Genomic DNA, 21,255 nt, shown 5'->3' with positions numbered 1-21,255 from the left:
AAAGCTCCCCTGTTTGACAGAGGAGCTTTTCGCTCATTGGCTAGTTTCTACATTTCGCACAAACACATACACCTTCACCGTCTTGCCTTCATACTGGATCGTGATCGTTGCCCTTGTACCCCCAGAGGCATCTGCCAAGACGCGAATCCGTCCTGTCTCGTCTACCTCCACCTGCTCGGGCACGCTCGACTCGAACTGGATTCCTGCTGCATCCGTCACTTCTTCTGAACTTCCGTCGCCGTAAGTAGCGAGGACTTCAAGCTGCAGCTCCTCTCCAGGTACGAGCTTTAGCGATTTTGCCTTGACTTCGAGTTTGTCCAAAGCGGCATCTCCGACGACGTAAGCCGCAGCGGATTGCACCGGGAACACGGCCATGTCATCCTCTTGTGTCACCTTGATCGGCTTGCCCTTGGCTCCGGTTACCGTCTTCCACTTTTTGTTCCGGTACGTGTAAACTTGCCGCTTGTCGTCGCCGTCAGTTGCAGCGGGCAATCCGAGCGTGAAGCCTGCTTTGCCCAGGCTGGTCAGTTCTTTTCCGTTACTCCACGCTTGCAACAGGTAGGCTTCGCCCGGATTGGGAACGCCTTGCCACCCGTTTCCTTCTGCTTCCGTCAAAGAGAGGGCGAATTTTCTGGCCCGTTCCGCCGCAAAATACGCTCCCGGCACTTCCACCCATGCCCCGCCAGGTACGGTCAGTCTTGCGCCGATCTCCTTTTTCTTCAACACTTCGACCAGTTGCTGATCCAGTGAAATCTGCTGCTCTTCCTGCCTTGCCTGTTTGCTCTGGAGGCGATCTTCTGTATCGGCATCATCCTCCTCGGGTGCCTCTACTGCCTCCTCTTCGATCTGGATGAACAACGCAGGCGTGAAGCCGATTTTTTCCCTCACATCCTTGATCGCCACAAGGAAATCGCCGAGCGTTTCCAGCAATTCCTCCACTTGCTCGTCTGACGCCTTGATCTCGGCTCCAGGCTCGACCTCGATTGTGCCAGCCTGTTTCAGCAGCGTTTCAGCCAGGACGCGAACGCGTTTCGCAGCATCTTTTGAGATATCTTCTGCATCGAGTGGGGCGAGCGCCGTTTTGGCAAAGTTCGTCAAGGCAGCAAGCCCGAGTCTGGCAAGCTCTTCGTCCTCCCCTTTTTCGCTGACAAGAGGATCAAACGCTTTTTGCAAAAATGATTCGGTCAAATCACGCAATGTCGCTTCCCGGATGACCTCACGTTCGGCCTGCTCCATTACAGCAGCCAGCACCGTTGAAATCGTATCGGAAACTGTATCCCACTTGTCCGCTGGCTCCGGCTTTTTCGATTGGAGCAGCTTTTCCAAACTGCCGAGAACGAGACTCACCTGTTTCACAATGCTTTCCTCGTCGGTTGCAGACAAAATCGCGTTTTCCGCTTGCTTGTTCAGCTCCCTCTGCTTTTCCGGCGTCGGTGTCGTGTCTGGCGGGGTGACTGGCGGAATCGACGGGCTTGTCGGTTTGGCAGGCACTTGCACCGCAAGCGTTTGGGTCAGGGCAGTCGATTGATCTGACAGCCTGGTTACTTGCAAAATCAGCTCTACACTCGTCGCGCGATTCGGCGGCGTGATCGTGCCATCCAGCGCTATGACATCGGTGTCGCTCGACGACTTGATCGCAAGCGCAAATTTTGCCGGCACTTGCGGCAGAACAAGTCTGGTCGCTCCGGCTGCTGGCTGGGCGATGCGTGTAATACTGTCTGCTACTTCCTGCGCTGTCGTTTCGTGCTCGCCTTGATTTTGCAAATCGAGCTGCACAAGCACCGGATCATGGTCGCTTACCCGGCCTTGACGCTCTGTGAACCCGGCATTGATATGCACGATATCGACCTTCGCGTTCGGTTCCAGATGCGGGCTGACCAAAATTTGATCGAGCACTTGCGAGTTGCCTTGGTACACATACGTGTATTGTCTGCCCGGCGGCAGCGTCTCGACCATGTTGGTCAAAGCTCCATCCGCCAAAGCTCTCACCGGGTTGGAGAACGGGAAGTCATTCAGGTCACCCAAAACAACTACGTTTGCCTTGGCGTCTGCTGCGTGAATCTGTTTGACAAAGCGGTTCACAACGCCGGCGATTTTCATCCGCTGCGCTTCACTCACCAGCTTCGGCGGCTGATCTTTGCCAAACAGCGCCCCATCTCCGCCCTTGGAATTAAAATGGTTCGCGATGACAAACACGGATTGGCCCTGGAATACAAACTCGGCTGCCAGCGGCTTGCGGCTGGACGCGAACGCCTCGTTGTTCGGATCGACCCGGCCCGGATTGAGTGTGAGGTGCGGCGCTCCGTTGCGCGACTCGACCTGCACCGCTTCTGTTGCTGTTCCCGCTGCGCCGTCTGCCAGTTGCACGCGATCCGGGTTGTAGAAAAATCCGACGCGAATGTTGCCGCCTGGCTGGCCGCCGTCCTGGTTGTTTTGCGGAGCGATATCGACGTAGCGGTAAGCAGGCCCGTTCTTTTGCCCGATGGCCTGAATCAACGCTTGCGCCGATTTGGAAGCATCCGTCTCACCGTTGTCTGTCGGCCCGTTGTTGTCCTGCATCTCTACGACACCGATAATATCCGGCGCTTTCATGTTCTCCACGATCGTTTCCGCGATGCGCCCGATTTTGTCTGAATCCGTTTTCGCTGAAAAGTTCTCGATGTTGTAGGAAGCGATCACGAGCTTATCCGGTTTCGGAGACAGTTTGGTCACAGTCGGCTCGCTTTCGCCTGCCTGTACGGAAAACGTTTTGGTGTGATACAGCTTGTAGTTCGCAAAGCTGTAATCGACAATTCCTACCAACGGTTCGGAAAAAGTGTCGCCAACCTTCGGATGATCCAAGATCGGCTCGAATTTGTCCGCTACCGTAATGCGCTCAGGGTGAAAATCGTCTGCTTGCAGCAAAACTCCGCCTGCTGGCGTTCGCGGCTGTTCGGGGTGCGCCTGGTCGTCAATGATGACGAACTCAACACTTGCCGGGTTGGAGAAAACTTTTGTCTCCCCGACCACGACTGGATTGTCGATCTGAACCAGCATCCCTTCGAGGCTTTCCCAAAAATCAATGCCGTCCTCCTCCGGATCGAACTTGCCCAGACTGTCGTTGTCGATGACCCTTTTTGGATAGCGGTAATTTCCTTTTCCGAGCACAATCGGGTCTGGCAAGGACTGATCCGGTTTCGTCACGGTGACTTTCGCAGCATCAATCTGCGTCTGTGTGAGGTCAGTGGCCGCCCTGCTCTGTTGCACATACTCCTTCACAGTCCCGTCGACGCTCACTTCATCGCCCGGCTTGACGGCTGCTTTCGGCTCATACACATAAATTCCTTCTGATGTACGCGGATCATCGTCGGGAGCTGTGTCTTGCATGTAGAAGCCCTGGACTGTTCCGCTGCTTTTCACGACCGCCGTGACAATTCCCGCAACAGCTTTTACCGTGCCGTCCGCCATCGGCGATTGGTGCGAAGCTCCTTGGATATCATGAATGCGAATGTTGTCTTTTTGGATCGTGTAACGGAACGTGGCGACTTTGCTATCCGTAAAGCCTTCTTTGACTGCAAACGCTTGAATCGTCGTGTCCGCATCAATCTGGAGCGGGGCTGTATAGACGGCACTGGCGCGAGTCGGCGGCGAACCGTCTGTCGTGTAGTAAATTTTCGCATCGGCCATAGACGTAGACAAAGTTACTTTGGTGCCTGCGGCGATCAGCGGCCCTTGCGGATACGCTGTCACAGTCGGCACTGTGGTCGCATCCTCTACCAGATCAGCCGCCGTGCGCGGCACAAGTTTGTACTCGTTATAATCGTAATTGACGACCCCGGTGATGCTGGCGTAGGTCACGTCCTTTTCCAAAGGAAGCGCTGGCGATGGACGCGACAGAAAGCTTCCCTGCGCGTCTTGCAGCGTGTAGTTTCCGCTTTGTACGGACTTTACCGTAACTTGGTGAACTGTGACCAGCTTGCCTTCGATTGCTTCTCCCGTGCTTGCCGCAAAATCGGCCGAGGTAACCAACTGCGGTGCTGGCACGCCTGCCTGCTTTTCTACGACCGTGACCTGATCGGCTGCCGCTTCCAACTGGGCAAGCCCGTAGTAGTCGTTCAGTTTTCCGGTCGCCTGAATTTTGTCTCCGACCTCGATCTTGCCCGCAAGTCCTGGCGCGCGCAGGACAATCCCGGCTGTGTCATCCTGCATGTAGACGTTGAACTGCCCGCCTGCCTCGAACATGGCTGTGACGGTTCCTTCAATCATGGCTGTTGTCCCTTTGGCCAAAACTCTCGCTTCGGCAATCGCGCTCGGCGCAAGCACAGCCTTCGCCACGGCTACAGGCTCGCTTTCGAACATCTGGCCGCGCTCGTCCGCAAGCTGCTGCGTCACGTACACTTTTTCCAGCTGATCGGGAACTTGAACCGAATAGGAAAAGGCCCCATTGTCCGCTGCGCTTCCTGTCGGACTGCCGCCGAGCAACAAGCTGTTTCCGCCGGGAGCGTCATACGCGCGAAGAATCGCCTTGCCCGCTGCCGCTCCTGCCTGGCCCTTCAGCTCGGCTGTCTGCCCCCCTTGCTGCAAACTGACTTTGTCTACTGCGATGGCAGGGCTTGTAGCTGCTGGAACCAGTTCCGCGCCCTGACTTTCCTGTTTGCTGCCTTCTTTTGCCGTGAGATAGACAGCCGTTGCCCCCGGATTGTGATTGGCAAAAGTCAAATCGATTTGCCCGGCTTGGTCTGCTGCTTGTTCAGCCAGAGCTGTTTCGCTTCCCGTGGGCTGGGCTGCGTATACTTTGATCGTGACATTCGGGCGGACATAGCCGCGAATGGTGGCTGCCGCCGGATTCGTGTTGTCAAACAGCAGCCCTCTGCCGCTCGGCTTCTCGGTGACATCTGTCGCAGGCGGAGTTTCTGCCGGACTCGCCGTATTTTTCGGCGTCAGCTCACCCGCGATGAAGTCGGCGCTGTTATCGTTCGTATCCCAGCCGTTTCCGCCGTTTGGCGCGATGCCGTCGGCGTTGCTTTTGCGAGAGACACTGGTGGAGGCCGTCGTAGCCGGAGCAGGTGCTGCGCCTTCATACGCATTGGCTGCTCCGAAGCCGACCAGATCGACGATATCAGGGGATGACACATCGGTTCCGGTCAAAACGGTTCCGCTCCTGACCAGCGCAACCTTTCCTTCCGTGCCGGACAAGTTCAGCGTCCCTGTATCATCCGGTGCGGGAAGCTCTGCTATGCCACCTGTGCCTGCCGCCTGTTTGACCAAATAAAAGCCGTACGGGGCAATCGTGCCAGTCAAACTGGACTTTTGCCAGGCGCCTGTTCCTTTGGCAGAACCGTATTGCACCGACCAGCCGTTAAGAGATACTGGTGTGCTAGTCGGGTTGTACAGCTCGATAAAGTCATTTTTGTAATGGGACCCGCTGTTTCCCCCGCCCCCGTACACCTCGCTGATCACGATATGATCGGCATGCTGCGCCTTTGCCTGCGGCAGCCATCCCGTCGGCAAAACCGCGCCCGCAACCACAGCTGCGATTAGCGCCAGCTTGGGCAAACGGCGAAAACCTTGGTTTTTGTGTGACATTCTTTCTTCATTCCTCCTCTCCAAAATACGAAACGAAAGCTATGAACATCGTAAACAATCAATCTGAACTGTATGTAAATTTGATGTAAACAATGTATAATCCTTCCATTATGCACACAACAAAAACCGCCAAAAAGCACGATGCTTTGGCGGTTTTTCTGTCTTTTCACTTAATCCTCCGGAACTTTCATACTGCGGGCGATATAGAGAACCGGCGTGGAAGCGGCCGATACGACAAACTTGATCAGGTAGGTAGTCAGCAAAATTTGCCACCATACTTCCATCGGGTATACACCGAGAAAAGCAATCGTGCAAAAAGTAACGGAATCGAGCAATTGGCTAAACAAGGTGCTCCCGTTGTTGCGAATCCACAACTGATTGCGGCCCGGGCATTTCTTTTTCAGCCAGGAGTAAATTTTCACGTCGACAAACTGGCTGAGCAAATACGCGCACAGGCTGCCCAGCGCAAGCCGCGGCATCAAGCCGAACAGCGTCTCCAGCGATTGCTGCGAAATGTCTGTTTCTTGCGGCTCAAATACAAGCACGAGCTGCATAATGATCGTCGTCGCGATCAAGGTGAAAAATCCGAACCAGACTGCCTTTTTCGCTGCCTTCTCCCCATACTTTTCGTTCAGCAGGTCTGACACGAGATAAATCGACGCGTAAATCGTGTTGCCCAATGTCATGACCAGTCCAAACATTTCGATGGTTTTCACCACCTGTATGTTGGCGAGCACCGTAGCCATCCCGATCCAGGCATACAGCCCCATGCGGCCGAACAGGCGGTAGCAGAGCAGAAACAGCCCGAAATTCACCAGAGCGAAAAAGACTCCAAGTGTAAGATTAAACATATATAATGCCTCCTAGTTTTGATAACGCGGGAGTTTTGCGAACCGCGGCCCTTTTTGGGCATTCCAACATTGTACTTGGATTTGCTTGTTTTCGCAATGATATCTTGGCGAGGTTCCCACTCCCTCCCCCTCCCCCTCCGGCTTGCCGCGCCGCATGTCGCCCGCTGTCGTTTTCCACGTGCTATTTTTCATGACAACGATCCTTCAAGCATGTCCTGTTACTCCTTTGTCAGCACGATGTCATCCGGTTGTAACCATTTCGCTATCTGCTTCGTACATAATGAACGCATAGCAAGACACGAGCTCACTCACCACACACACCACGAACAAACATCTGGACAGGAGAGGATTTTCATCATGAACAACTGGAACAAAATCGTAACCGGAACGGTGCTCACTTCGGTGCTTTTCACCGGACAAGCCCTGACTGCCGATGCCGCAAGCACAAGCTCTGCACCGAAAAACTTGCAGGTGCTCTCGCAAAAAACGGCAGACGTTACCGGCGACAACAAAGCCGACACGATCGCCTTGTATGGCAAAAAGGAGAAAAACAGCCCGTACGTGAGCGATCTCACTGTCAAAGTGACAGACGGCCAAACGAAAAAGTCCGTGACGATTGACCTCAAAGACAGCGGCTATGAGCCAAAGCTGTCCGTGCAAGATTTCACTTACGACAAAAAAGGCGAAATCATGGTTTCGGCTGATACAGGCGGCAGCGGCGGCTATACCACCAACTATATTTACACGCTGAAAAACGGCAAAGCCGAGAAGCTCAGCTTGCCTGGACTGGATAAAAACAAGGCAGGTGTGCTCGGCGGCGGATTCGTCCAGCTGAAACCGATCGACAACAATAAAAACGGCCTGTACGTTCTGGAAGGCACAGAGCGCCTGACCGGAGATTACAATGCGGACGTTCGCGGCTACCTCCAGTCGAAATGGAAATGGAGCCAAAACAAATGGGAATTGATGAGCGCCCACTTCGAGCCGACCAAAACGGAAAAGCAAGTGTACCAAGGTTCTTTTAAAAGCCATGACTCCGCGTATGCTTTTCTCGCGCCAAAGTCTTGGAACGGCAACATCCTGATTGACGAGCGGACAGGCCCGAACGCAGACCCTTACTTGCCGGAAGCCAAAAGCGTGACTTCCTTCCAGTTCAACGCAAGCAAAACGGAAGATCAGGCGGCTGTCGTCGTCATCTACGCTTTTGACAAAAACGACTGGAAAAAGCTGAACAACCCTGACGAGCCGCCAGTCGGCTACGAAATCGCGCAAGATCCCGCTACCAACACGGTCTATGCAGCTGCTTTGCCTCAGGACAGCGTATTCGACCCGGCAACAGACCAAGGCAAAAAGTTTCTCTCGCTGGTCATGACGCTGGATGAAGTGAAAAAAGCGTTCGTGCTGGTGAAGCGCTAAGCTTTCAAGCATCTGAGCCAGCCGAGCCTCTAGACTTCGTGAGCCATGAAAAAGAAAAGGACACCTTTTGCCCGATCAGGTGCAGCAGGTGTCTTTTTTCTGTGAACAACGTCTCGGCGTTTTTTTATGCAATGGGGTGTGACGGCTTGCGCTCAAACGACACGGTCATGACTGTTTGGTTTGACACAGAAAAAACGTTCCGTCCCGGGGTACAGCTCTCCCAGGCTCTCCACGGCAAAGCCGCACGCCTGATAAAACGCGACTGCGTCCTGGTCTGTCTCCGCTTGCAGGGCAGCAAACGAATGCTGCTGCAGTACCTCGTCAATCAGTTTGCGGCCGATTCCTTTTCCTCTTTGTACTTCTTCGACAGCGATATGTAAAATGACGGCGGTATTTTCCGTGCGATTGATTTTGAGTCCAATGATCGCCACGAGCTTTTCGCCTTCCGCGAAAGCGTACAAAATCCGGTTCGGGTCGGACTTGTACAGCCGCATGAGCACGTTCAGCTTTTCCTCGGTCGGGTTGAAAATGCTCGCTGCGATGACGGACGCGACATCATCCGTCAGTTCATGGATTTGTTTTAGCTGGAGCATTTGTTTCCTCCCCTTTTTCACTTTTTGAATGCCGCCGACATAAAAATCATTGGCTGTCAGGTTTTCCTTGAAACAGGCATTGCATCGCTCTACACCTGCTCGTTCATTATACAGATTCCTCCAATTTTCTTGTGTCCCGATGTGACAATGAAAATTTGTGGAGATCATCGGTGCCGTTCACTTTTACTACCATTCCGTATTTGGATGAGGAGCACCAGTTCGAACCGTGTGGAAACTTTACTTTTCCCATCACATGAGGGCAGTGAAATTTGAGATCGTTTCTGTCGTCGCCTGCGTACGCCATTTCAAATCTAAATGTTGCAATGGATGGAACCGGATGATCGATGGGAAACCCACATTGATAACGCAAACGTAAATCACTGATAAATCTCAGGTGAAGGGCAATAAATTAAAAAGTGCCTTCGCGCGGCGCCATCAACAAAGCCCGTAAAATCGCTTCGCGGCTGTGCCCCGTTGCACCTTGGGGGGAATGCTTCTTAATTCTTTTACGTATTGGCACAAGTGACTTCACCTTTCTCGAAGTTTTCGTGCTTGGTCGCTTGAAAACCTCCAAGAAGGTGAAGTCTTTTTTATGCTTTTCTAGCCCTTGATACCAAAGGTCTCAAGAACCTGTCAAAGACTCATCTATGAAAAACGCTTTAGAAAACTATGCACCCTATTTATTTTAAAGATAGCTATTAAGAGACGTATGAAAGCCAAAGTAAAAGTTTCAAAATATTAATAATTGGAAATGAACTCCTAAACAATATTTTACAACAAAAATAATTAATGGTAATATTTTACTTATTATAAAGGAGGTAATAAGTATGAAAAAAATAAGTAGTTTAGTTATAGCTTTTGCTCTTGTATCTTCCTTAGTGGTTACACCTAGTGGTATGGCAGCAGAAAAAAATTTCAATATAAGGACAGTAGGTCACCTTGAGTCAATCACTTCAGAAACGGAGTACAATGAAGCAACAGGGGAAGAAATAACAACTGAAAAACACGGTGTAGATGTAAAAGGAATGTTTAACGTGAATGAAAAATTGTTTTCAGCCAAGATTAAGAATTTAGAACAAGGGATTTCCTACAATTTAATAGGAGAATTAGATAAAGTATTGTCTGAAGATCAAGCTTACTATTTTATTGGAAAAGATTCTAATAATGACTTGATTCAATTTGAAGCAATAGTAGAAAAAGTATCAGACAATGACTATAAATCAACCATTAACATCTATGAATACTTGGAAAACAATGAAGAACCAATAAATGCAAATACTTTTATATTTGATGGAAATTCTTCTGAGATAAAAAAATATAGAATTGAAACAGAAAGAAAACCTATTGTACTTAGCTTATCTAATAATGCTCTAAAATCTTTTAGTGAAGAAGACTCCTATTATAGCGATTTACAAGGTGGGTCTGGAGAAGGCTATAGATACTTAATTCAAGGGCCTGAGACAACACATATAGACGCTGGTAATAATTACGCATTTAGATGGGGTACAAAAATTAAGGACATTGAAACAAAATTAAAAAAAGAAGGGATTGATTACACTGGATACCATGATATTGTTGATTTCAGAACAAGAGTATACACTAATGCGCCTCTTGTATTTAACACTGTAGAGCCAATTAGCAATTCAACAACAGAGTTCCAAATCCCAATGTACTTAGGACAATACGTGGGTACACAATTTATTACTGTGAGAGCTCACGATGTTACAATAACAGGATCAGGTACAGATAACTTACTCTACAAATTAACATGGAATTCAGCCTATTCCCCTTCTGGTTACCTAGATGAAAGAAAATTTGATGTTAATCCTAAATCCGCTCCAGGTTTTGTTGTAAAATATTTTATGGATACGCCCTCTTCAATAAGCACTGGAAGCAAAAAAGTTAATTTTAATGGTTATTTTAAATACAGATCAAAATACAACTCCTATTCTCTACTACTCAATTATTATACAGAAATAACGCATAGTGATTACTACACGATTAAAATAATTAAATAATCTTATTTGCACAAAAATAGCGGTTAGGCTATATAACCTAACCGCTATTTTTGCTTTTAGCTTCTTTTATTTAAGTTATGTAACTTTTTTAATAAGAAAATGGATACATATCACTAAAAAGAATTGTATCGCTCAGAATGTAGTTATCCACTTCTGTCACAAAGGAAGAATAAACTGAGGTGAGTGGAGCAGAGTTATTTCCTTTCTTCCAGTATGTCAATCGAATTTCCACATCATGACTAACTGAAAATACAGACTCTTCATATCCTCCTTTCATCCCTTCAAAACTGACTCCTTCGGCTTGCTTGAAACTCTCTGGAGCTAATTCTAAGTACCTATTGTCTGCATGAATAATTATTTTGGTCTCTCCTGTTTGAGGTACTCCTGATATTTTTAAATTTATGCTTATTTTATCCCTTTCATTAATCGTAGTTCCATCTTCCTCATACTCAACTTTTATCTTTTTTAATGCTTCAGTAGCAGAATTATAGTTATACAAATCTCTAGCAAGCAATCCTAAGACAACAGCAATAATAATCAGAAAAACTAAAATAATTTTTCTCATTAGAATCTACCCGCTTTCTATTTTTGTATAAAATTTACATTTTAAAATTATATCACAAATAAGTAATATCGTATAGAAACCTCTTCTTAACACAGGCATGCTCTCTTTTTTATGTAATTTCATCTTTATCAAAAGGCAATTTTTCATCACGCCCAAACGAGACAAAAAAAATACCCCGACTATTTACGTCAGGGTATCGTTGTCTCACGCCAAAATCGGCAGCATCAGGTTGAGCAAAAACAGTCCGGCGATCACGTAGAGCAGAGCAGGCACTTCCTGGCGTTTGCCCAGTGCGAGCTTCATCAGCGGGTACGCCACGAAGCCAAACGCGATTCCGTCGACAATGCTGTAGGACAGCGGAATGATCGCGATGATCAGGAAGGCCGGGAAGCCCTCGGAAAAGTCTTTCAGGTTGATGTTTTGCACATTTTGCAGCATCAACGCCCCGATGATGATCAACACAGGAGCAACGGCGCCATCCGGGATCATTTTCACGACCGGAATCAGGCCGAGCGAGAACAGCAGAAGCGTTCCGGTCACGAGCGTGGTCAAGCCTGTGCGCCCACCTGCGGCGATACCTGCGGCTGTCTCAACCGTAGCGACCGTCGGGCTGGTTCCCATAATCCCCGAGATGGCTGCCGACAAGGCGTTTGCTTGCAAGGAGCGGCGAAACTTTTGCGGCTGGCCGAACATCGCTGTATGCCCGTGCAGCAATCCGATATTTTCAAACACGATCACCATTGCCAGCGAAAAAGTGGCGATCCAGAATGGCAAAGTCCAGATGGCGGAAAACGACATGCCAGCAAAAACTTGCCCGTACTGCGCAAACGAGAAGCTGCCGCCTTCACCCGGCGAAACAACCCCGAGCAAGAAACCCAATCCGGTTCCCGCCGCAATCCCGATCAAAAAATTGCCCGGGACATTGCGCACGAACAAGATCAGCGTAAGCAACAGCGTGACCAGCGTCACTACCACATGCGGGCTGGACAAATCGCCGAGCGCCACGAATGTGGACGGGTTGGTGACGATCAGGCCGCCTTTTTGCAGCCCGATAAAGGTCAAAAACAGACCGATGCCCACGGTGATCGCTTCTTTCAGCGACGTAGGAATCGCATTGGACAAAATCGTCGCCACCCGGGTAAAGGCGATGACGGTAAAAATCAACCCGGAAACGAATACGGCTGCCAGCGCCTCTTGCCAGGACAGCCCCATCGACTGGCAAAGCGTATAAGTGAACAGCGCGTTAATCCCCATGCCAGGGACGAGAATGATCGGCGCATTTGCCCAGAAGGCCATCAAGAGCGAGCCGATAAAAGCGGTCAGTACCGTTGCGAGAATGCCCGCTTCCATCGGTATTCCGGCATCCTGCAAAATCGAAGCGTTTACGGCAACAATGTAGACAATGGTGACAAAGCCGATAAATCCGGCGATAAGTTCCCTTTGAAACGTCGTGTCGCAAGCGCGCAAGTGAAAAAGTTTTTCCAGCCACGTACGCACGTATATTTCCCTTCTTTCTTCGTTGTCTTCTCCAACTTTCACGTAAAAAATATGCTATCATAGCGACAACAATATGAAAAATATCAAGAAAATCTGCTTTTCATATCGAAATCATATAGATGACAACAGAAAGAAGGAAGCTACGTGGATATACGGCAGTTACGCTACTTTATCGCGATCGCGGAAGAAGGGCAGATTACGGGGGCGGCAAAGCGGCTGAACATGGCCCAACCGCCGCTGAGCCAGCAGCTCAAGCAAATGGAGGACGAGCTGGGAGTCGTACTGGTGGAGCGCTCCGGAAAACGGATGGAGTTGACGGAAGCCGGACTCACTCTGTACAGACAGGCGCTGAATATCGTGCACCAAATGGAAGAAGCTTTGTCCGAAGTAAAAGAAACGGGGGAAGGGATTCGCGGGACGCTGTCCATCGGGGTGAGCGCTCTGTCCGCCTATCGCCTGCCGGGGCAAATTCGCCTGTTCCAGCAAAAATACCCGCTCATTACGTATAAAGTCTGGAAAGGCGACACCCAGTTGCTCAATCAATGGCTGGAGCGGCGCACGATTGAGGTCGCCATCGTCCGGCTGCCCCACTCGCTCAACAACTGCACCATGATTCCGCTGGAAGAGGAAGCTTTCGTCCTGATCGTCCCGGCAGACTCGCCCTATGCAGATCGCAGCGAGATTCACATGCGTGAAATCGCCCAGTTGCCGCTGATCATGCCAAGCCTTCCCGGGCTGGGCATCTACGATCTGATCGTGAAAGAATTTTCCCGGCTGGGCGTGGAGCCGCACGTCATCTGCGAGTGTCCGGATATTTCGCTGATCGTCAGCATGGTCGCCGCTTCCGTCGGTTCGTCGATCGTCCCGATCTCCGCCTGGGAGACGCATCAGAGCGAACAAATCCGCGGAATCAGGCTCGCCGGAACTTCTATTTACTCGTCCGCGGCTGTCGTCTGGCAATCCGGGCGGCATTTGTCCAAAGCCGCCAAGCGGTTCATTGAGACGTTTTCGTAGAGGCTGCCGTATGTCTAATGCCATCTCATTGGAATAATCCCGGAAATCTCGCGGGACGATAAACTATCGCCATATTGCCTGTCCCGGGAGGAACCGTATGACCTTTTTCATTTCTATCGTGATCGTGGTGCTGATCGTCTTGTTCGGCGCTATCTCGCCGGAGCTTTTTGCCAGCGCAGCCGCGCAGGTGCTGAAGATGACCACGACGAACTTTGGCTGGTTTTACTTGATCGTCACATTCGGCTTTCTGATCTTTTGCCTGTTTCTCGCGTTTAGCCGCTATGGACAAATTCCGCTCGGCGGCGATGACGACGAGCCGGAATATTCCTTGCCGACCTGGTTTGCCATGCTGTTTAGTGCCGGAATGGGCATCGGGCTTGTTTTTTGGGGAGTGGCAGAGCCGATCTCGCACTACTTTGCTCCCCCGGCGGGCGTGACCGGACAAACGACCGAAGCCGCCCAGACGGCCTTGCGTTACGCCTTTTTCCACTGGGGCTTGCATCCGTGGGGAATATACGCCGTCATTGCGCTTGCCCTCGCCTACTTTCAGTTCCGCAAAGGGGCAAAAGGCTTGATCTCCTCGACTTTTCTCCCCCTGCTTGGCGACAAAGTAAACGGCCCGATCGGCAAAGGCATTGATGTGCTCGCTGTCATTGCGACTGCTTTTGGCGTTGCCACTTCCCTCGGGCTGGGCACGCTGCAAATTAACGGAGGCTTTACCCACCTGTTCGGCGTGCCTTCCAATTTGTTCGTGCAAATCGCCATTATCGTAGTCATTACCGTGCTGTTTCTCGTGTCCGCGACGACCGGACTGGACAAAGGGATCAAGTACCTCAGCAACACCAACCTGATTTTGGCATTGGCCTTGCTTTTCCTCACGCTTGTCCTGGGGCCGACCTCGTTTCTGTTCGATACTTTCACAAGCACCCTTGGCAGCTACTTGAACAACCTTGTCTCCATGAGCCTCAGACTCACCCCGTTCACGCAAGGAACATGGGTGGCGAACTGGACGCTGTTTTACTGGGCCTGGTGGATTGCCTGGGCACCGTTTGTCGGCATGTTCATCGCCCGCGTCTCCAAAGGGCGCACAATCAAAGAGTTCGTCATCTGCGTCATGCTCGTGCCGAGCCTGCTCAGCTTCATCTGGTTTTCCGTGTTTGGGGGAACCGCGCTGCATCTGGAGATTTTTGATCAGGCCCAGATCGGGCAAGCTGTGCAGAACGATATTTCCACTGCCCTGTTTCTCGCTCTGGAGCAGCTTCCCATGGGCTACATCTTGGCCGTAGTCGCAACGCTTTTGGTCATCACCTTTTTTATCACTTCGGCGGACTCGGCTATTTTTGTCCTGGGCATGCTGTCGTCGGACGGCAAGCTGAATCCGTCCAATCGCGTCAAAATTACGTGGGGCATCCTGCAATCGGCCATTGCCGTCGTGCTGTTGCTCAGCGGCGGATTGGAAGGGCTGCAAACCGCCTCGATCGTCGCTGCCCTGCCTTTTGCCGTCATCATGGTTTTGATGTGCTACTCCTTGCTAAAAGCGCTCAAAGAAGAAGACCAGCTTGTCAAAAAGCAGCGCAAGGAGCAGCAAAGAAAGTTGGAGCGCTTGCTGGAAAAATCGTGAATGGCTCATGAGGAGTCAGCCAGCACAAAAAGCCCGCGTACAGAGCAATCGCTGCGTACACGGGCTTTTCATGGCATCGCAGGCAAAAGTTTTCTCCACCCGCTTTGTTCTTCTGTTTCGCTTTAGTCCCGCTCCGACTGGACTTCTATCCCGTTTCTGCGGAACAAGGCGGCGGTCAAGCCGATGCCCGACACCTTTTTTCCCGAAAATTGGCCATCGTACACAAACGAGCTGCCACAGGACGGACTATTTTCCTTCAAAATGGCAGAAGTTGCCCCGACAGTTGTCGCCAGCCTGAGCGCCTGCTGTGCTCCCGCCAAAAATTCGGCCGTCACGTCGCGGCCTGTGCTGTCGATAATTTTTGCCCGGCCATCCAGCACATCGTATCCGTCTCCCCCGACAATCTCCGCTGGCGGACGGGGAGTTGGCAGACCACCCAACTGCTCAGGACAGACAGGGATTGCTTTGCCCTCCCTCAGCAGTTGTTCCAGCTCGCTGTCCAGGCACGATTTCTGGTCATAACGGCATTCACACCCGATCAGGCACGCACTGATCACTTTCACAAGCAATCCCTCCCGTTGCGATTCGCTTTTCGTTACAGTTTGCGCAGCTTGACGCTTTGCACCATGTGATCTTGCCCTTTGTTCAAAATGAGCTGCGCCCTGACTCGCGTCGGCAAAATGTTTTGCACCAGATTGGCCCCGTTGATCTCCGTCCAGATGCCTGTCGCCACTTCTGTCGCTTCTTCGTCGGACAAGCTCGCATACCGTCTGAAATACGAGTTCGGATCGGAAAACGCCGTTTGCCGCAGCAGCTTGAAGCGCTCGACGTACCATTCCAAAATGTCTTTTTCTTCTGCATGCACGTAAATCGAATAATCGAAGAAATCGGAGACGATGACTTCGGATATGCGCGGCTCGTCGCCTTTTGGCGGTTGCAGAACATTCAATCCTTCCACAATCAGAATATCCGGCTGGCGGACGGTTTGCCATTCCCCCGGAACGATGTCGTAGACCAGATGGGAGTAAACAGGAGCCTTGACTTCAGGCAACCCGGATTTCACATCGGCCAAAAAATTGATAAAACGGCGCAGGTCGTAGCTCTCCGGGAAGCCTTTGCGCTTCATGATGCCCCGCTCTTCCAGGACGCGGTTCGGGTAGAGGAAGCCGTCTGTCGTGACCAGATCGACCTTGGGATGGTTCGGCCAACGCGACAAGAGCGTCTGCAAAATCCGGGCCGTCGTGCTTTTGCCTACAGCGACGCTGCCGGCAATCCCGATAATAAACGGAACCTTGCCGTCCTGATTGCCCAAAAACGTATGCGTAGCCTGATACAGCTCCTGCATGCCGCCGACATACAAGTTCAACAGTCGGGACAACGGCAAATAAATGTCGGCGACCTCGGTCATAGATATATTTTCATTCAGTCCCTGCAAACAGGAGAGCTCTTCATCTGATATGGTTAGCGGTGTGGAAGCACGCAGTGCTCTCCACTGCTCGCGGTTGAAAGTAACGTAGGGTGATGCCATGGGAATGTACATCCTTTCCATCATGAAAGTGCTTTCTTTGTTTCATCACAAAGTAAGTTTACACTAGCATGCCGCTCTTGGGAACAAGAGGGATGTCCCGAAGCAAATCACGGACACTTTCCCCCTGCGAAAATGAGTACATTCCCACAGCAATATCACCTTTCTTGTTTCGCGAAGTCTTTGGCTGGCAAGCTCTGTTTTTCCTCCAATTCCCAGGTTTTCGTTTGCTCCACCCAGCGGTAGCGAACAGACTGATCCCTTCCCTTTCCGTCATTGTAAATCACGATTGCGGTAGGATTATGCCTTGCTAAAAATACGGAAGGAAGGCTCCCTTTGTACGGCCTGTTCTCGAAAACTGGTTGCATGGAGAGGCGAGCGATTTGTTTTAACGCCTCTTCCCTCCATCCCAAATCAGCGTAGATACGACCCTGCTTGTCATTGCTGAGGTAAATAAAGGCAGACGGCTCAAGAGAAAAAGACTGGAGCATCGCTGCTTTTTTTTGCGCAAGTTCATAGGCATACTTCACATCTGCCTGAAATTCCAGGTTGTTCGTCAAAAAAAGAATGTTTTGAAAAGCATACACATAAGTTGGCCCACTGGCTCGCAGCGGCAGCCGTTCTGCTTTCAAACGGGCATTCTCAAACGTATACGTAATATCGTGCGAGCGCGTGAAGTCTTCTTTGATCTTGATCTGGTCTGCCTGATAGCCTTCCGGGAACAAAACGACATGAAGCTTCCTGCGCTTGTCTTCTAACAGCAGCGCTTCTTTGGCATCGAGGAAGACACCGTCCAGTGGTGAACGTGACATTTTCTCGATGTTCACCCCTCCATATACCCACAGCAGCTCTTTCATGCTTTCCAGCTGCCTTTGAACGAAATAATCGCTCACTGGAACGCTCTCTTTTTCCTGCGACCAATTTTTGCTGCTCTCCTGGCCAAACTCGCTCGTAACGCCTGCACTTGTCACGGCAATGAGAACCGAGCACGCCAAAATGGCTGCGATCCGGCCTGACCCGCTTTTTTTCCTTCCCTTTACCTGGGCGAAAATGTTTTGTTCGATTTGCTTCAAGTGTTCTGCATCCGCCTTGAATGCCTTCTGCTCGCGCTTTGCCAACAGGCGCAGTCCTTTCTCTATGTCCAATCCTCTCCCTCCTTTAGCAAAAGTGCCTTTAGCTTTTCGCGGGCACGATGCAATCGCGTATACACCGCACCAGTCGAGATGCCAAGCACCTCTGCGATCTCTTCCGCGCTAAGCTCTTCAAAATAGCAGAGAATCAGCATTTGTCGATGCCGATAGGGCAGTTTGGATACAGTTGTAACCAATTGATGCCATTCTTCTTTTTGCATGACTTTCTCTTCCAATTCGGTAAACCCCGGAACAAGCGGATCTGCCTGGTAAAACAAATTTCGGAATGACCATGATCTTCGATATCTTTTGCATTCATTGACAGCAATCCGATACAGCCAGGTTTCGACTTTACTATCGCCCCGAAAGTTCGGCAGATGCTGATACGCACGCAAAAACACTTCCTGCGTGATATCTTCCGCAACCAGCCGATCTTGGACCAGCCAACAACACAGGCGATACACGCGATAAAGATGGTCATCAACCAATTGTTCCAACGAGACTTCCGCCGTTGCGTGGAGAACCGAGATGGACGATAGCAGCTCTTTATTCCTCAGCTTTCTCGCCTCCTTCTCCTGTTAGATACAACATCTGCTTGTTTCTTACAGCTATTTTGTAAATATTTTCATATAAAAACAAGCTGACACCAAAGGCATCAGCTTGCTTCTGCTTTCGTTTATTTTCCCAAGTACGCCTGCAGCATCCAGACATGCTTTTGCAAGCTTTCACTCATTCCCAAAAACATGTCGCCTGTCGCTTCGTCGTTTGCCGCTTCCGCCGCCGTGATGCCCTCTTCAAGCTCCCCGATCAATGTCGTGAAATCGCTCACGACTGCTTGCACCATCTGATCGGCCGACTCGCCGCCAGCCGCTTCCTTGATAGAAGCTTGCTCGATACAGGACTTCATGGTCGAGACAGGCTTTCCGCCGACAGCGAGAAGTCGTTCAGCCAGGTCGTCCACGTACGTCGCGGCTTCGTTGTACAGCTCCTCGAATTTGGCATGGAGCGTGAAGAAATGCGGGCCTTTTACATACCAGTGGAAATGGTGCAGCTTCACATACAACACAGACCAGTTGGCAACCTGCTTATTCAACACATCGGTGACAGGCCGACTCATTGTCATGCTCATGAAAGACGCTCCTCTCTTCACTTTCCTAAAAAAGATATGCGTCTGTATTGTGCCGCCGCTCGCGATATCCTATACCCGTCCCACGGATTCAGCTTCCTCGCTATTTTGCTTGGCGCTGCGCCGCCTGTTTTTGCAAAAAGGTCATGGCGTTACAGGCTTGCATGGCTGCGCCGATCATCAGGCTGCGCTCATCGAGGTCGAAGCGCGGGTGGTGAACGGGATAAACGAGGCCCGCCTGCTCATTGCGCACGCCCAGGTGGTAAAAAGCACTGGGAACATGATCGGCAAAAAAGGCAAAGTCCTCTACGCCCAGACTGGGCAGCTCATTCACCTTAACCTTGTCGGTTCCCAGCAGTTGCTCGCCGCACTGCTTCACGAGGTCAACCATGGCGCTGTCGTTGATCAAGGAAGTGTAGCCTTCCTCAAACACGACCTCAGCCGCCCCGCCGAGGCTTCGCGCCGCAAGCTCTGCCACCTCGCGCACGCGCTCCTTCACCATCGTCCTGACTTTTTTGTCCAGCGTCCGAATCGTTCCGGTCAGCTTCACTTCCGAAGCGATCACGTTGCTCGCCGTCCCGCCGGAAATCATGCCGAGCGACAGCACCGCCGAGTCGCGCGGATCGACGTTTCGGCTGACAATCGTTTGCAGAGCGGTGATGACGTGGGCGGCGATCACAATCGCGTCTCTTCCGTTGTGCGGATAGGCGCCGTGCCCGTTTTCTCCCCTGACGACGATGTGTACATCGTCAGACGCGGCGTTCATTTGTCCGTATTTGACCGCGATGCTGCCGACGGCAAGCTCCGGGGATACGTGCAAGCCAAAGACGGCGTCCACACGCGGGTTGTCCAGCACGCCTTCGCGAATCATCGGCAACGCCCCGCCTACCGTCTCTTCTGCTGGCTGGAAAAACAGCTTCACGCTGCCTGCCAGTTGATGCTTCTGCGCTACGAGCAGCCGCGCTGCGCCAAGCAAGCATGTCATGTGGGCATCGTGACCGCAGGCATGCATCCGGCCCGCGATCTGGGAGCGGTACTCCACCGCGTTTTCCTCGCAGATCGGCAAGGCATCCATATCGCCGCGAAGCCCGACAACACCACCCGGATGCGCTCCTTCGATTATTCCGACGATACCTGTGCCCGCCACTTTTTCATGCGGAATGCCCAGTTCGTTCAAGTAGGCGCTGATTTTTTCCTGGGTACGGAACTCCTCCATCCCGAACTCGGGATATCGGTGAAAATCGCGGCGAACCTCCGTCAGCCACGGAAGCAGCTCTTGTGCACGTTGCAGCAACGCTTCGTTTAGCCCTGTACTCATACCGTCACACTCTCCTCAATCGCCAACACCCCGTGCGTTGCGTCAAGCGTAGCCTCCACGCCCAAAGGCAGAGCCATGTTGAAAGCGCCGTGCCCGATTTGCACGTTCCAGATGGTCGGCTTCCCGTACGGCACGACAATGTTTTGGAAGACGTCCCACACGGAAAAGCCTTCGCGTTTTTTCGGCTCGCAGTTGGTCCACGTACCGATGACCACGCCCGCGCAATCGTTGAACAGCCCGCCGAGCGCCATCTGTGTCAGCATGCGATCGATGCGGTACGGCTCCTCGTCGATATCTTCCAGAAACAAGATTTTTCCTCGCGTATCCAGCTGATAAGGCGTGCCCATCAAAGTGGCGATCAAAGCGAGATTGCCGCCGACAATCGGCCCGTACGCTTGCCCTTCTACGAGACAGACAACGTCCTCTCCCGGCGGATTGATGATCGGTCCGAGCGGCTCCGGTCGCGTCATCGCCCGCAGCAAATACTGTTTGGACCAGTCATCCAGCCCGTGTGCAATATCGGAAGTCGCCATCGGGCCGTGCAAAGTCGCAAGCCCGGCCTGCTGCCCAAAAGCGGTGTGCAACGCTGTAATGTCGCTGTAGCCGACAAACAGCTTCGGATTTTGCGCAATCAGGTCGTAATCGAGCATCGGCAAAATTTGCGGCGCCCCGTATCCGCCACGCATGCACATGATTCCGTCCACTTCATCATCGGCAAACATCGCGTTCAGCTCGCCAGCCCGCTGCAGCGGCGTCCCGGCCAAATACCCGCCGTACGTCTCATAGCACGTTTCCCCGACTTTTACCTTGAAGCCAAGCTCCACAAGCCCGGCAATCGCTTTGTTCAACATTTCTTCCGTAGCCGGACTTGAAGTGGCAACCAGTCCGATCGTATCTCCTGCACGCAACGCTTTTCCTTTGTTCATCCGACCCGTCTCCCTTTTACGATGATTGATCCCGTTCACAGCTTCCTGTTGCATGCAACTTGGCACGCTCCGCGTACGCTGCCACTATGC

At 51.6% G+C, this 21,255-nt stretch carries 16 protein-coding genes; 4 read left to right on the top strand and 12 right to left on the bottom strand.

Translation table 11 applies throughout. The features are described from left to right. Positions 1-33: 33 nt before the first annotated feature. Together M2298_RS00610 and M2298_RS00605 are read right to left on the bottom strand one after the other, a co-directional pair. On the bottom strand, positions 34-5,565 hold the full coding sequence (locus tag M2298_RS00610) for a chitobiase/beta-hexosaminidase C-terminal domain-containing protein (protein ID WP_280648100.1): 5,532 nt from the start codon (positions 5,563-5,565) through the stop codon (positions 34-36). 170 nt (positions 5,566-5,735) lie between these two features. Next, complete coding sequence (locus M2298_RS00605; protein ID WP_122962836.1) at positions 5,736-6,416, bottom strand: queuosine precursor transporter; 681 nt, start codon at positions 6,414-6,416, stop codon at positions 5,736-5,738. Between the two features lie 357 nt (positions 6,417-6,773). On the opposite strand from M2298_RS00605, the gene M2298_RS00600 reads away from it, so the two are divergent. After that, a complete protein-coding gene (locus M2298_RS00600; protein ID WP_122962835.1) occupies positions 6,774-7,832 on the top strand; it encodes a hypothetical protein in 1,059 nt (352 codons plus the stop codon). A gap of 152 nt (positions 7,833-7,984) precedes the next feature. Here M2298_RS00600 and M2298_RS00595 read toward each other — a convergent pair whose 3' ends face one another. Further along, the gene (locus M2298_RS00595) at positions 7,985-8,425 is read right to left on the bottom strand and encodes a GNAT family N-acetyltransferase (RefSeq protein ID WP_280648099.1); all 441 of its coding nucleotides are present in this window, start codon (positions 8,423-8,425) and stop codon (positions 7,985-7,987) included. 827 nt (positions 8,426-9,252) lie between these two features. Here M2298_RS00595 and M2298_RS00590 point away from each other — a divergent pair. Further along, positions 9,253-10,443 (top strand): hypothetical protein, encoded by a 1,191-nt coding sequence (locus tag M2298_RS00590; RefSeq protein ID WP_217364955.1) that lies wholly within the window; start codon positions 9,253-9,255, stop codon positions 10,441-10,443. An 88-nt stretch (positions 10,444-10,531) separates the two neighbouring features. Here the strand turns inward: M2298_RS00590 and M2298_RS00585 are convergent, their stop codons facing one another. Both M2298_RS00585 and M2298_RS00580 read right to left on the bottom strand, forming a co-directional pair. Further along, a complete protein-coding gene (locus tag M2298_RS00585; protein WP_122962834.1) occupies positions 10,532-11,008 on the bottom strand; it encodes a hypothetical protein in 477 nt (158 codons plus the stop codon). 204 nt (positions 11,009-11,212) lie between these two features. Further along, on the bottom strand, positions 11,213-12,505 hold the full coding sequence (locus tag M2298_RS00580) for an NCS2 family permease (RefSeq protein WP_122962833.1): 1,293 nt from the start codon (positions 12,503-12,505) through the stop codon (positions 11,213-11,215). A 144-nt stretch (positions 12,506-12,649) separates the two neighbouring features. Here M2298_RS00580 and M2298_RS00575 point away from each other — a divergent pair, with 144 nt between their 5' ends. Continuing rightward, complete coding sequence (locus M2298_RS00575) at positions 12,650-13,519, top strand: LysR family transcriptional regulator (protein WP_122962832.1); 870 nt, start codon at positions 12,650-12,652, stop codon at positions 13,517-13,519. 97 nt (positions 13,520-13,616) lie between these two features. Continuing rightward, complete coding sequence (locus M2298_RS00570; protein ID WP_173598456.1) at positions 13,617-15,140, top strand: glycine betaine uptake BCCT transporter; 1,524 nt, start codon at positions 13,617-13,619, stop codon at positions 15,138-15,140. 122 nt (positions 15,141-15,262) lie between these two features. On the opposite strand, the gene M2298_RS00565 is transcribed toward M2298_RS00570, so the two are convergent. The 7 genes from M2298_RS00565 to M2298_RS00535 all read right to left on the bottom strand — a co-directional run bounded on the left by M2298_RS00565 (position 15,263) and on the right by M2298_RS00535 (position 21,165). Continuing rightward, positions 15,263-15,703 (bottom strand): 2-thiouracil desulfurase family protein, encoded by a 441-nt coding sequence (locus M2298_RS00565; protein ID WP_280648098.1) that lies wholly within the window; start codon positions 15,701-15,703, stop codon positions 15,263-15,265. 32 nt (positions 15,704-15,735) lie between these two features. After that, positions 15,736-16,668 (bottom strand): type I pantothenate kinase, encoded by a 933-nt coding sequence (coaA, locus tag M2298_RS00560; protein WP_229049841.1) that lies wholly within the window; start codon positions 16,666-16,668, stop codon positions 15,736-15,738. Positions 16,669-16,823: 155 nt separating this feature from the next. After that, positions 16,824-17,810, bottom strand: a complete 987-nt coding sequence (locus tag M2298_RS00555) for a hypothetical protein (RefSeq protein WP_280648097.1) — start codon at positions 17,808-17,810, stop codon at positions 16,824-16,826. Continuing rightward, positions 17,801-18,292, bottom strand: coding sequence for an RNA polymerase sigma factor (locus M2298_RS00550; RefSeq protein WP_280648096.1), 492 nt, complete (start codon positions 18,290-18,292; stop codon positions 17,801-17,803). The genes M2298_RS00555 and M2298_RS00550 overlap by 10 nt, the downstream gene beginning before the upstream one ends. Before the next feature lie 179 nt (positions 18,293-18,471). Further along, positions 18,472-18,924 carry a Dps family protein gene (locus tag M2298_RS00545; protein WP_122962828.1) on the bottom strand — a complete coding sequence of 151 codons (453 nt, stop codon included), beginning with the start codon at positions 18,922-18,924 and terminating at the stop codon, positions 18,472-18,474. 100 nt (positions 18,925-19,024) lie between these two features. Next, the gene (locus M2298_RS00540) at positions 19,025-20,239 is read right to left on the bottom strand and encodes a M20 metallopeptidase family protein (protein ID WP_280648095.1); all 1,215 of its coding nucleotides are present in this window, start codon (positions 20,237-20,239) and stop codon (positions 19,025-19,027) included. Further along, positions 20,236-21,165 (bottom strand): S66 peptidase family protein, encoded by a 930-nt coding sequence (locus M2298_RS00535; RefSeq protein ID WP_173596055.1) that lies wholly within the window; start codon positions 21,163-21,165, stop codon positions 20,236-20,238. The genes M2298_RS00540 and M2298_RS00535 overlap by 4 nt, the downstream gene beginning before the upstream one ends. Between the last annotated feature and the right edge of the window lie 90 nt (positions 21,166-21,255).

The organism is Brevibacillus sp. 1238 (assembly GCF_029892995.1).
Taxonomy (GTDB): Bacteria; Bacillota; Bacilli; order Brevibacillales; family Brevibacillaceae; genus Brevibacillus; species Brevibacillus parabrevis.
The sequence above is the reverse complement of the archived record's forward strand: the minus strand, read 5'-3'. Positions and strand labels throughout refer to the sequence as shown.

Excerpts from the sequence above, each read along its gene's own strand:
- M2298_RS00610 (WP_280648100.1), bottom strand. The coding sequence starts at position 5,565 with ATGTCACACAAAAACCAAGGTTTTCGCCGTTTGCCCAAGCTGGCGCTA.
- M2298_RS00600 (WP_122962835.1), top strand. The coding sequence starts at position 6,774 with ATGAACAACTGGAACAAAATCGTAACCGGAACGGTGCTCACTTCGGTG.
- M2298_RS00570 (WP_173598456.1), top strand. The coding sequence starts at position 13,617 with ATGACCTTTTTCATTTCTATCGTGATCGTGGTGCTGATCGTCTTGTTC.
- M2298_RS00545 (WP_122962828.1), bottom strand. The coding sequence starts at position 18,924 with ATGAGCATGACAATGAGTCGGCCTGTCACCGATGTGTTGAATAAGCAG.
- coaA (WP_229049841.1), bottom strand. The coding sequence starts at position 16,668 with ATGGCATCACCCTACGTTACTTTCAACCGCGAGCAGTGGAGAGCACTG.
- M2298_RS00535 (WP_173596055.1), bottom strand. The coding sequence starts at position 21,165 with ATGAACAAAGGAAAAGCGTTGCGTGCAGGAGATACGATCGGACTGGTT.
- M2298_RS00605 (WP_122962836.1), bottom strand. The coding sequence starts at position 6,416 with ATGTTTAATCTTACACTTGGAGTCTTTTTCGCTCTGGTGAATTTCGGG.
- M2298_RS00590 (WP_217364955.1), top strand. The coding sequence starts at position 9,253 with ATGAAAAAAATAAGTAGTTTAGTTATAGCTTTTGCTCTTGTATCTTCC.
- M2298_RS00540 (WP_280648095.1), bottom strand. The coding sequence starts at position 20,239 with ATGAGTACAGGGCTAAACGAAGCGTTGCTGCAACGTGCACAAGAGCTG.
- M2298_RS00595 (WP_280648099.1), bottom strand. The coding sequence starts at position 8,425 with ATGCTCCAGCTAAAACAAATCCATGAACTGACGGATGATGTCGCGTCC.
- M2298_RS00585 (WP_122962834.1), bottom strand. The coding sequence starts at position 11,008 with ATGAGAAAAATTATTTTAGTTTTTCTGATTATTATTGCTGTTGTCTTA.